This is a genomic window from Streptomyces hainanensis (genome assembly GCF_004348415.1).
Lineage (GTDB): Bacteria > Actinomycetota > Actinomycetes > Streptomycetales > Streptomycetaceae > Streptomyces > Streptomyces hainanensis.
The window spans coordinates 1-11,302 of record NZ_SMKI01000255.1; the positions used below are offsets into that span (position 1 = coordinate 1).

7 protein-coding genes and 1 pseudogene are annotated in these 11,302 nt (G+C 74.3%); 2 read left to right on the top strand and 6 right to left on the bottom strand.

The features are described from left to right. Positions 1-394: pseudogene (locus E1283_RS22165) on the bottom strand (hypothetical protein); the annotation flags it as partial. A gap of 153 nt (positions 395-547) precedes the next feature. On the opposite strand from E1283_RS22165, the gene E1283_RS22170 reads away from it, so the two are divergent. Further along, positions 548-2,662, top strand: a complete 2,115-nt coding sequence (locus tag E1283_RS22170) for an MMPL family transporter (RefSeq protein WP_132819876.1) — start codon at positions 548-550, stop codon at positions 2,660-2,662. A 13-nt stretch (positions 2,663-2,675) separates the two neighbouring features. Here the strand turns inward: E1283_RS22170 and E1283_RS22175 are convergent, their stop codons facing one another. From E1283_RS22175 to E1283_RS22190, 4 genes are all read right to left on the bottom strand, one after another. Next, a complete protein-coding gene (locus E1283_RS22175) occupies positions 2,676-3,911 on the bottom strand; it encodes an arginine deiminase (RefSeq protein ID WP_132819877.1) in 1,236 nt (411 codons plus the stop codon). Positions 3,912-3,981: 70 nt separating this feature from the next. Then, positions 3,982-6,588 carry a polynucleotide kinase-phosphatase gene (locus E1283_RS22180; RefSeq protein ID WP_132819878.1) on the bottom strand — a complete coding sequence of 869 codons (2,607 nt, stop codon included), beginning with the start codon at positions 6,586-6,588 and terminating at the stop codon, positions 3,982-3,984. Beyond that, positions 6,585-8,072, bottom strand: a complete 1,488-nt coding sequence (locus tag E1283_RS22185; RefSeq protein WP_132819879.1) for a 3' terminal RNA ribose 2'-O-methyltransferase Hen1 — start codon at positions 8,070-8,072, stop codon at positions 6,585-6,587. The genes E1283_RS22180 and E1283_RS22185 overlap by 4 nt, the downstream gene beginning before the upstream one ends. Positions 8,073-8,130: 58 nt before the next feature. Beyond that, on the bottom strand, positions 8,131-8,979 hold the full coding sequence (locus tag E1283_RS22190) for an isocitrate lyase/PEP mutase family protein (RefSeq protein WP_132819880.1): 849 nt from the start codon (positions 8,977-8,979) through the stop codon (positions 8,131-8,133). Between the two features lie 125 nt (positions 8,980-9,104). Between E1283_RS22190 and E1283_RS22195 the strand changes: the two genes are divergently transcribed. Further along, on the top strand, positions 9,105-10,367 hold the full coding sequence (locus tag E1283_RS22195) for an Nramp family divalent metal transporter (protein ID WP_243745011.1): 1,263 nt from the start codon (positions 9,105-9,107) through the stop codon (positions 10,365-10,367). A 9-nt stretch (positions 10,368-10,376) separates the two neighbouring features. Here E1283_RS22195 and E1283_RS22200 read toward each other — a convergent pair whose 3' ends face one another. Continuing rightward, positions 10,377-10,955, bottom strand: a complete 579-nt coding sequence (locus E1283_RS22200; RefSeq protein ID WP_132819881.1) for a Uma2 family endonuclease — start codon at positions 10,953-10,955, stop codon at positions 10,377-10,379. Positions 10,956-11,302: the final 347 nt, after the last annotated feature.

The window sequence follows — 11,302 nt, forward strand, 5'->3', positions numbered from 1 at the left end:
ATATGTATAAGAGACAGACCCCGAACAACACCACGGCCGCCCCGCCCACCATGGCGAGCACCGCGCGTCGCGGCCTGCTGTACGCGCCCAGCGCGTACAGGCCGAACGCCAGCGGCAGCACCGCCATCGGGCTGATCTTGGCCTCGGCCGCCGCCGCCACGACCTCGGCGGCGCCCAGCGTCACCAGCGTGGCGACGAACGTGCCGAGCGGCCAGCGCGGCCCCAGCGCGATCGCCACCGCGGCCACCACCACGTAGCCGCCGAGCGCCAGCCAGGCGGTCCCGGAGGTGTCGGTGGTCGGCTGGTCGAGCAGCGCCGGCGCGACCGCCGTCACCACGGTCGCCGCCCGCAGCGCGAGGCGGCCCCTGCGCCGTGAACCCGGATCGTCGAACATTCCCCCGAGCCTACGGAGACCGGGTGCGGAACGCCTCACCCGGAAGGCCGAGCCGGGCTCGCCGCGGCTGGTCCCCGAGAGTGAGTCCCGCGCCCGCGGGTCCGCTCCCGCCGGCGATGCGCGCACCCCCCGCCGGCTGGTGCCATCGAGGCCATGTCCCACACCCAGGCGGCCGCGTCCAAGGCCCCCCACCCGCACCCACCGGCCGACCGGCCGACCCGGCTCGGCCGGTTCGTGAAACGCGCCAAGTGGCCCGTACTCCTCGGCTGGCTGCTGCTCGCCGTCGCCGCCGGCGGCCTCGCCGCCGACCTCGGCGACGTACAACGCGACGACGCGGCCGCCTACCTGCCGAGCGGCTACGAGTCCAGCCGGGTCGCCGAACTCGCCGAGCCCGACCCCGAGCACCCGGACGCCGAGACCGCGCTGGTGCTCCACACCCGGGACGACGGCGCGCCCCTCGACGACGCCGACCTGGCCGCCGTCCGGGCGGCCGCGGCCGCCGTCTCCGCCGCCGACGTGCCAGGCGCGACGCCCCCCGGGGACGTCGACGTCGCCGAGGACGGCCGCACCACCCTCTTCCCCGTGCGGATCCAGCCGGCCCACGCCGACGACGACACCGTCGAACGCGCCGTCGCCGCGCTCCGCGACACCGTCGCCGAGGCCCCCACCGGGCTGACCGCCCGGGTCACCGGGGAGGCCGCGCTCGGCGTCGACAACAGCGGCGGCGACGTGGACGCCGCGCTCATGCTCACCAGCATGGCGATCGTCGCCGTGCTGCTGCTCGGCACCTACCGCAGCCCCGTCCTCTGGCTGGTGCCGCTGCTGGCCGCCCTGGTCGCCGTCGTCGCCTCGCGCGCCGCCGCCTACGGCCTGGCCCAGGCGGGGCTCACCGTCAGCGAACTGTCCTCCGCCATCCAGATCGTGCTGGTCTTCGGCGCCGGAACCGACTACGCGCTGCTCTACCTCAGCCGCTACCGCGAGGAGTTGGCCCGCCACCACGACCGCCACGAGGCCGTCGCCGAGGCGCTGCGCCGCACCGGGCCCGCCATCCTGGCCAGCGCCGGCACCGTCACCGCCGGGTTGCTCTGCCTGCTGGTCGCCGACCTCGCCGGGCTGCGCGGCCTCGGCCCGGTCGCCGCCGCCGGCATCGTGATCTCGCTCGTCGCCATGCTGACCCTGCTGCCGGCCCTCCTCGCCTGCGCCGGCCGCTGGCCGCTCTGGCCGCGCGCGCCCCGTCCCGGCCGCCCGCGCGGTGCCGCCGACCACCGCCTCTGGGACGCGGTCGCCCGCCGGGTGGTGGCCAGGCCGCGCCGCGCCGGACTGCTCGTCACCCTCGGGCTCTGCCTGGCCACCCTCGGCCTCACCGGCCTGACCACCAGCGCCGACCCGATCGACAAGGTGCCGCCGGACGCCGACTCCGTCATCGGCCGCGAGACCCTGGCCGAGCACTTCCCCGAGGGCCTGACCGCGCCGCTCACCGTGGTGCTGCCCGCCGACGCCGACGCCGCCACCCTGGCCGCCGCGGAGGGCGCGGCGGCCGGGGCCCGGGACGTCGCGGCCGCCGCGCCGGGCGAGGAACTGGCCGGCCGGCCGACGCTCGACGTGGAACTCGCCGTCCCGCCCTACGGGGACCGCGCCGGCGACGCGATCCGCGCCGTCCGGGCCGCGCTCGCCGACGTCACCGACGACGCCCTGGTCGGCGGCACCCCCGCCGTGCAGCTCGACTACCGGGAGGCGGCCCTCGACGACACCGCCCGCATCGTCCCGCTGGTGCTGCTGGCCATCGCCGTCATCCTGGCCGCGCTGCTGCGCTCGCTGGTCGCGCCGGTGCTGCTGCTCGCCGCCACCGTGCTGTCCTTCGCCGCCTCGCTCGGCCTGTCCACCCTCGTGTTCACCGAGGTCATGGGCTTCGGCGGGGTCGCCGCCGACCTGTTCGTCTACGTCTTCGTGTTCCTGGTCGCGCTCGGCGTCGACTACACGATCTTCCTGATGGAACGGGTCCGCGAGGAGCGCCGCCACCACCCGACCCCGGAGGCGGTCCGCCGTGGCCTGGCCGCCACCGGGGGCGTGATCACCGCCGCCGGGCTGGTGCTCGCCGGCACCTTCGCGGCCCTCGCCCAGATCCCCGACGTGACCGTGGCCGAGGTCGGCGTCGGGGTGGCGATCGGGGTGCTGGTCGAGACGCTGCTGGTGCGCTCCGTGCAGGTGCCGGCGGCGGTCGTCCTGCTCGGCGACCGCGTCTGGTGGCCCTCCCGCCGCCGGGGGTGACGGCGGGGGCCGGTCAGGACACCGGGTCGCGCTCCACGGGGCAGCTCATGCAGCGCGGCCCGCCCCGGCCCCGGCCCAACTCGCCGCCCGGGATCTCCAGCACCTCGAACCCCTGGCGGCGCAGATGCGTGTTGGCGGTCACCGTCCGGTCGTAGGCGACGACCACGCCCGGCTCGACCGCCAGCACGTTGCAGCCGTCGTCCCACTGCTCCCGCTCGGCCGAGTGCACGTCCTGGGTGGGCGTCAGCACCCGGATCGCGCCGAGACCGAGCGCGGCCGCGATCGCCCGGTGCATGTGCTCGGGCGGATGGTCCGTCACCTTCAGCTCCTGGGCCCCCGAACCCGGTTCTATGGTGTAGGAGCGCAGCATGCCGAGGCCCGCGTACTGGGTGAAGGTCTCCCCGTCCACCATGGTCAGCACCGTGTCCAGGTGCATGAACGCCCGCCGCTTGGGCATGTCGAGCGCCACGATGGTGCGGGCCGAGCCGGCCGCGAACAGCCGCCGCGCCAGCAGCTCCACGGCCTGCGGCGTGGTCCGCTCGCTCATCCCCACCAGCACCGCGCCGTTGCCGATCACCAGCACGTCCCCGCCCTCGATGGTCGACGGGTGCGCGCCCTGCCCCTCCGACCACAGGTGGAAGCGGCCGGCCCGCTCGCCGGCGAACAGCGGGTGGTAGCCGTAGACCGCCTCGAAGTGCACGCTCTCCCGCTGCCGCGCCGGCCACCGCATCGCGTTGATCGCCACCCCGTCGTAGACCCACGCCGAGGTGTCCCGGGTGAACAGGTGGTTGGGCAGTGGGTGCAGCAGGAAACCGTCCGGCTCCATCACGTGGAAGCGCACCGAGGTGGGCTCCGGGTGCCGCTCCAGGAACTCCCGCTTGGTGATGCCGCCGATCAGCGCCTCGGCGAGCTCGGGCGCCGGCAGCTCGTCGAACGCCGCCCGCAGCCGGTCGGTGGCCAGCGGGCCGTACTCGCGCTCGTCGAAGACCCGGTCGAGCACCAGGGCCCGTGCCGCCGGCACGGCCAGGCTCTCGGCCAGCAGGTCGCCGAACAGGTGCACGGCGACCCCGCGGTAGCGGAGCAGGCCGGCGAAGATGTCGTGCTCCTGCTGGGCGCGCCGCACCCAGAGCACGTCGTCGAACAGCAGCTCGTCCTTGTTGGTGGGGGTCAGCCGCTTGAGTTCGAGGCCGGGGCGGTGCAGGATCACGCGCCGCAGACGACCGGTCTCCGAGTCGACATGGAAGGTCATGGCTCCATTCTGCGGGCAGCCCGCGCGCCGCCGCCCGGCCCCTCGGCCGAGCGGCGGCGCGTGCGGGCGGTCAGAGCCGGGGGTCCACCGGCTCCGACTCCAGCGCGAGCACCGCGAACACCGCCTCGTGCACCCGCCACAGCGGCTCGCCGGCCGCCAGCCGGTCGAGCGCCTCCAAGCCCAGCGCGTACTCGCGCAGCGCCAGCGACCGCTTGTGGCCCAGGCTCCGCTCGCGCAGCCTGGCCAGGTGCTCCGGCCTGGTGTAATCCGGGCCGTAGACGATCCGCAGGTACTCCCGCCCGCGGCACTTGACGCCCGGCTGCGCGGGCCGCCCGTCGGGGCCGAGCGGCAGCGCCGCCCGCGGCTTCACGACCATGCCCTCGCCGCCCTCGGCGGTCAGCGCCAGCCACCAGTCGGTGCCGGCCGCGACCGAGGCGTCGTCGCCGGTGTCCACGAACAGCCGCCGGGTCGGGGTCAGCACCGGGTCCCGGTGCGCGACGTCCCGCTCCGCCGCGACCATCCGGTCGATCAGCGCCAGCTGCTCGTCCTGCGGCAGCGTCGCCGCCAGCGACCGGCCCTCGCCCGCCAGCAGCTGGAACGGCGCCGCCCGGACGCCGTCGAGCCCGCCGCCGGTGGGCCAGCAGTAGCGGCCGTAGGCGGTGGTGAACGCCGCGGCGTCCGCCGCCCGCTCGCGCTGCCGCGCCAGCAGCCCGTCCACCGGCACGCCGCGCGCCGCCGCGGCCGCCAGCGCGTCGAGCGCGCCGGGGAACACGGCGCCGGCGGCCGCGCCGACCGCCGCGTACTGGGTGCGCAGCAGCCCGCCGGCCTTCAGCGACCACGGCATCAGCTCCATGTCGAGCAGCAGCCAGTCGGTGGCCAGCTCGTCCCAGAGCCCGGCGCCCGCCACGGACTCCGCCAGCCGGCGCAGCAGCCGGTTGCCGAGCTCCGTGTCGTCGAAAAACGGGCGCCCGGTACGCGTGTGCACCACGCCACGCACGCCGTCCGGCGCGTCGAACCGCTTGCGCGCCGTCTCGGCGTCCCGGCACACCAGGGCCACGGCGCGCGAGCCCATGTGCTTCTCCTCGCACACCACCTCCCGCACCCCGGCCGCCCGGTAGGCGGCGAACGCCTCGGCCGGGTGCTCCAGATAGCCCTCCTCGGACGACGTCGCGCAGGGCGCCATCGTCGGCGGCAGGTGGAGCAGCAACCGGGGATCGACCGCGAACCTGCTCATCACCTCCAGGGCCGCCGCCGCGTTCTCCTCCCGCACCGACAGCCGGCCGGCGTGCCGGGTCTCGACCACCCGCCGCCCCACGACGTCGCCCAGGTCGAGCGGCCTGGCGCTCGCCCCGCCCGGCACGCCGACCGGCCCGGCCAGCGGCCGCACCGGCTCGTACCAGACCCGCTCCGCCGGGGTGTCCACGACCTCCCGCTCCGGCCAGCGCAGCGCCGTCAGCGCCCCGCCGAACACGCAACCGGTGTCCAGGCAGAGGGTGTTGTTCAGCCAGGCGGCCTTCGGCACCGGCGTGTGGCCGTAGACCACGGCGGCCCGGCCCCGGTAGTCCTCGGCCCACGGGTAGCGGACCGGCAGCCCGAACTCGTCGGTCTCGCCGGTGGTCTCGCCGTAGAGCGCGTGCGAGCGCACCCGCCCCGAGGTGCGGCCGTGGTACTTCTCCGGCAGCCCGGCGTGACTGACCACGAGCCGTCCGCCGTCCAGCACGTAGTGGCTGACCAGCGCGTCGACGAACTCCCGCACCCGGCCCCGGAACTCCGGGTCGCGCCCGTCCTCCGCGTCCAGCTGCTCGACCGTCTCCGCGAGCCCGTGCGTGAGCCGCACCTTCCGGCCGGCCAGGTAGCGGCCCAGCTTGTTCTCGTGGTTGCCCGGCACGCACAGCGCCGTGCCGGCCGCCACCATGCCCATCACCAGGCGCAGCACCCCCGGACTGTCCGGACCCCGGTCGACCAGGTCGCCGACGAACACCGCGGTGCGGCCCGCCGGGTGGCGGGCACCCACCGGCCGGCCCGCCGCGTCGCGCTCCAGCGCGTAGCCCAGCCGGTCGACCAGCAGCGTCTCCAACTCGGCGCGGCAGCCGTGCACGTCGCCGATCAGGTCGAAGGGCCCGGTCAGGTGCCGCAGATCGTTGTAGCGCCGGGTGAGGGCGACGGTCGCCGCCGCCACCTCGGACGCGCCGCGCAGCACGTGCACGGTGCGGAAGCCCTCGCGGGCCAGGCCGCGCAGCCCGCGGCGCAGCTCGCCGCGCTGGCGCGGCAGCACGTGCCCCGGCAGGTGCGCCCGCTCCGCGCGCGCCGCGTTGCGCTCGGCGCACACCCGCTCCTCCACGTCGAGGACGATCGCCACCGGCAGCACGTCGTGCTCGCGCGCCAGCCGCACCAGCTGGCGGCGTGGCTCGCGCTGCACGTTGGTGGCGTCCACGACGGTCAGCCGGCCGGCGGCCAGCCGCTTGCCGACGATGTAGTGCAGCAGGTCGAACGCGTCGGGGGTGGCGCTCTGGTCGTTCTCGTCGTCCGCGACCAGGCCGCGGCAGGTGTCCGACGAGACGACCTGGGTCGGGGCGAAGTGGCGGGCGGCGAAGGTGGACTTGCCGGATCCGGTGGCGCCGACCAGCACCACCAGGGACAGGTCGGGGACGGTCAGCTCCGTCGTCTCGTCCGTCATGCGGCCGTCTCCTCTCGTGTCTCGTCCCGGCCCTCGGCGGCCCGCCGGGTGAACAGCGCGAGCTGGGTGGGCGGTCCCACCTCCGGGTCCTCGTCGCCGACCGGCCGGAACTCCACGACGTAGCCATGGAGTTCGGCCACCTCGCCGGCCCAGCGGCGGAACTCGGCGCGGGTCCACTCGAACCGATGGTCGGCGTGCCGGGTCCGCCCGGCGGGCAGCGACTCCCAGCGCACGTTGTACTCGGCGTTGGGCGTGGTCACCACGACGGTGCCGGGCCGGGCCGCGCCGAACACGGCGTACGCGAGGGCCGGCAGGCGGGGTGGGTCCACGTGCTCGACGACCTCGCTCAACACGGCCGCGTCGTAGCCGGCCAGCCGCGCGTCCGTGTACATCAGCGAACCCTGGAACAGCGTCAGCCGTGCCCGCTGCCGCTCGGACATCCGGTTCACGCGCAGCCGGCGGGCCGCGACGCGCAACGCACGCACCGAGACGTCCATCGCCACCACCTCGGTCACGGCCCGGTCGCTCAGCAGCTCGCCGACCAACCGGCCCTCGCCGCAGCCCAGGTCGAGTACCCGGGAGGCGCCGGCGGCACGCACCGCCGCCAGGATCGCGGCCCGCCGGCTGACGGCCAACGGCTCGGGCCGCGCGGCCTCGTCGTCCGTCGACTCCGCCGCCTCGGGCACCGCGTTGTCCAACTCCTCGGCCTCGACGTCGTCCGCCTCGGCCAGCCTCGCCAACTCCAGCCGGGTCAGCGCCTCCCGGGTGAGCGCGACGCGACGGGCCAGGTAGCGGTTGACGATCAGCCGCCGCTCGGGATGCGGTTCGAGCCAGCCGTCGCCGGCGCGCAGCAGCTTGTCGACCTCCTCCTCGCTGATCCAGTAGTGCTTGGCCGCGTCGAGCACCGGCAGCAGCACGTAGAGCTGGCGCAGCGCGGTGGCCAGCGTCTCGGTGCCGGTCAGCGTCAGCCGCACGTACCGGGAGTCGCCCCACTCGGGGAACCGGCCGTCCAGCGGCACCGGCTCCGCGGTGACCGTCCAGCCCAGCGGCTCGAACAGCCGCCGCACCTCCTCGGGACCGCCGCGCGCCGGCAGCGCCGGCACCTCGATCGTCAGCGGCAACGATCGCTCGGCGAGCCCGGGCCGCGCCTCGCACCGACCGCGCAGCGCGGAGCGGAACACCTGTCCGAGCGCCACGGCCAGCAGCGAGGAGGCCGCGTACGGGCGGTCGTTGACATAGCGGGCCAGGGTGGCGTCGGGCGCGGCGCCCCGGCCCTGCCCGCGGGAGCGCACCAGGGCGACCGGATCGACCTCGAGCAGCAGCGCGGCAGTGCACCGTTCGGCCGTGGCCTCGGGATAGAACACCTGGGCGCGGCCCGTCGAGGTGCTGAACTCCTGGGCCTTGTCCGGATGCTTGTGCAGCAGGAACCCGAGGTCGGTCGCAGGGCGTCGCGCGTCACCGGTGGTCGATATCGTCAGGAACACCAGCCCGAGTATGGTGCGCCGTTCTGGCGGGCCACCACGGGTTTTCGCCGGCGCCGCGTCAGTTCTCCAGCAGCGCGTTCAGCCGGCCGAAGCTCCAGTCCCCGCTGTCGAGCCCGGTGTACGTCCCGGTCCTGAGCAGCTCGCCCGCGGCCCGTTCGACCAGCGCGTACGCCGCCTGCGCCAGGCCGGCGCCGACGCTGATCCGCGCCGCTCCGGCGGCGGCCAACTCCGCCACGGGCGGCGCCCCCGGGCCCGTCATCACGTTGAGCGGGGCCGCCAGCCCCTCGGCGAGCGCCGCGACCGTCTCCGGATCGGTGACGCCCGGCACGAAGATCCCGTCGGCGCCCGCGTCGAGATACGCCCGGCCCCGGTCCAGGGTCTCCCGCAGCGACTCCGCGTGCGGCCGGCCGGCGGCGCCGCCCAGGAAGACGTCGACCCGGGCGTTGACGAAGACCGGCACACCCGCCGACTCGCCGGCCGCGTGGGCGGCGGCCAGCCGGGCGGCCTGCTCGGCGACCGGTCGCAGCGGGCCGGGACCGCGATGGTCGGTGTCCTCGATGTTGACGCCGGCCGCGCCCGCCTCGATCACCAGCCGCACCGTCTCGCCGACGCCGGCGGCGTCCACCGCGAAGCCGGCCTCGATGTCCGCGGTGACCGGCACCGTGACGGCGGCGGCGATCCTGGCGACCAGCTCGACGGCCAGGCGGCGGTCGAGACGGTCGCCGTCGGGAGCGCCGAGGGACCAGGCCACCCCCGAGCTGGTGGTCGCGACGGCCCGGGCGCCGGCGCCCGCCACCAGCCGGGCGCTGGCCACGTCCCAGGCGTTGGGCAGCACCAGCGGCTCCTCGCGGCGGTGCAGGTCGTGCAGGAGTCGGGCGCGGGCGGCGAGGTCGTTCCTGTCGTTCATGGCCACAGTCCACCAGTCGCGCCGGCCACCCGCTGGCGGCATTCGGACATGACCGTCGCGGGCGACCGAAAAGAATCGTTCGAGGGTTCGTATTGGCGAGCGCAACGCTGGGCATATTCCCCCTCGTGGCGAAGACGCACCCGGGGCCGGAGTCCCAACTACCCAAGGCACGCTGGCGGTTGATCGGCCCTGGCCTGGTGGTCGCGGCCACTGGCGTCGGCGCCGGCGACCTGGTCGCAACGGCGGTGGCCGGCAGCAGATTCGGGTACACACTGCTGTGGGCCGCGGTGATCGGCTGCCTGATCAAGATCTCCCTCGCCGAGGCCACCGGCCGCTGGCATCTGGCCACCGGCACGACCATCTTCGACGGCTGGCGCTCGCTCGGCCGCTGGACGGTCGTCTACTTCGGCATCTACATCGTCATCTGGGGCTTCATCTACGGCGCCACCGGCATGTCGGCCAGCGGCATGCCGTTGGCCGCGCTCTTCCCCGACGGCCCGAGCCTGCGCACCTGGGGCATCCTCTCCGGGCTGCTCGGCCTGGTCTGCGTCTGGTTCAACCGCTACGCGGTGGTCGAGAAGCTGATGATGGCCTTCGTCGGCGTGATGTTCGTGGTGGTCGTCGGCATCGCCATCCGCATCGTCCCCGACACCGCGGCCCTCGGCGCGGGCCTCTGGCCCACCCTGCCGGACGGCTCCGTCCTCTACACCCTCGGCCTGATCGGCGGCGTCGGCGGCACCATCACCCTGGCGTCCTACGGCTACTGGGTGACGGCCAAGGGCTGGAACGGCCCCGCCTGGATGCCGATGATGCGGCTCGACAACCGGGTGGCCTACGCCACCACCGGCCTCTTCGTCGTGTCCATGCTGGTGATCGGCGCCGAGCTGCTGCACTCCGCGGAGGTCACGCTGGCCAGCGGCGACCGAGGGCTGCTCGACGTGGGCATGGTCCTGGAGGACCGCTTCGGCGGCCTCACCGCCGACCTCTTCCTGATCGGCTTCTTCGCGGCCTCGTTCAGCTCCGTGATCGGCGTCTGGCACGGCGTCAGCCTGCTGTTCACCGACTTCGTCAGGCGCCTGCTGCCCTCCTCCGTCCCCGAGGGCGTCGAACCCGAGAGGTCCTGGCCGTTCCGCGCCTACCTGCTCTGGCTCACCTTCCCCCCGATGGCCCTCCTCTGGCTCGACGAGCCGATCGGCCTGATCATCACCTACGGCGTCCTCGGCGCGTTCTTCATGCCGTTCCTCGCTCTGACCCTGCTCTGGCTCCTCAACACCGACCGCATCTCCCGCGAGTGGCGCAACGGCCCCATCAGCAACGTGATGCTCTTCGGCTCCGGTGTGATGTTCCTGATCCTGTGCATCCAGCAGGTCCGCGACCTGCCGTGGTGAGCCGGCGGCTCACCCCATCTCCGCGGTGTCGATGGCCAGACTGAACGGTTCGGGCAACGGCACGGGGGTACCGAAGGGCAACGGGCCGTCGACTCGGGTGTAGCCCAGCTCGCCGGGCTGGCTGAACAGTGTGCAGGACCGCTCCTGCCGGTCCACCAGCAGGTACAAGGGCGCCAGGAACTCCGCGTAGCGCCGCCGCTTGACGACGCGGTCGGTTTCGGCGTTGGAATCCGAGGTGACGTCGACGATGAGAAGCGTCTGCTGCGGAAGCAGCGCGCCGCCTCCTTTCGCCAGGTCACGTGGCACGACCGCGAGATCTGGGACGTACCAGTTCGGGGAGCCGGGAAGGTCGAGATTGCCAGATCCGGCGGCGCAGTTGAGCTGACGCAGCACAGGAACGAGTTGATCGCGGATGAGGTCGGCGACGTTCTCGTGGTCCCACGTCGGTGACACCGGTTCGATGACTCCTTCGATGATCTCCGTCCGGTCGCCCCGGATGTGCTGGATGGCGTACTTCAACGCCTTCTCGGGGTCAGGCACTTCGTTGTAGTTGCCGGGGCCGTCGTGCCACTCGGGCTGGACACTCACCGCTCCTCCAGGGATGTGCTGTTGCGGCCGTGACGACGACCGATTCCTGTTTACGTCATCCCGACCCACCCGCGCAGCCCGCGCAGCGGATTCTCACTCGAACGAGTGTTCAGCCCTGTGCCTTGTTGACAGATAATCGGTACGCGCCGCGCCGCCCCCCGGCCAGGATGGGGGCATGACCTGGACGTTCAGCCGTGACCTTGACGCCTTTCTCGACGAGGCGGGTCCGTTTCTCCGCGCCCGCCCCGCCGAGAACACCGTGTTCCTGACCGTCACCGACACCCTGCGGAGCGCCGGGCTCGGGATGTACGGGGAGCGGGCGCCCCGGTTCGGGTGGTGGCGGGAGG

Coding starts and splice junctions, on each gene's coding strand:
- E1283_RS22170 (WP_132819876.1), top strand. CDS start 548: ATGTCCCACACCCAGGCGGCCGCGTCCAAGGCCCCCCACCCGCACCCA.
- E1283_RS22180 (WP_132819878.1), bottom strand. CDS start 6,588: ATGACGGACGAGACGACGGAGCTGACCGTCCCCGACCTGTCCCTGGTG.
- E1283_RS22175 (WP_132819877.1), bottom strand. CDS start 3,911: ATGACCTTCCATGTCGACTCGGAGACCGGTCGTCTGCGGCGCGTGATC.
- E1283_RS22190 (WP_132819880.1), bottom strand. CDS start 8,979: ATGAACGACAGGAACGACCTCGCCGCCCGCGCCCGACTCCTGCACGAC.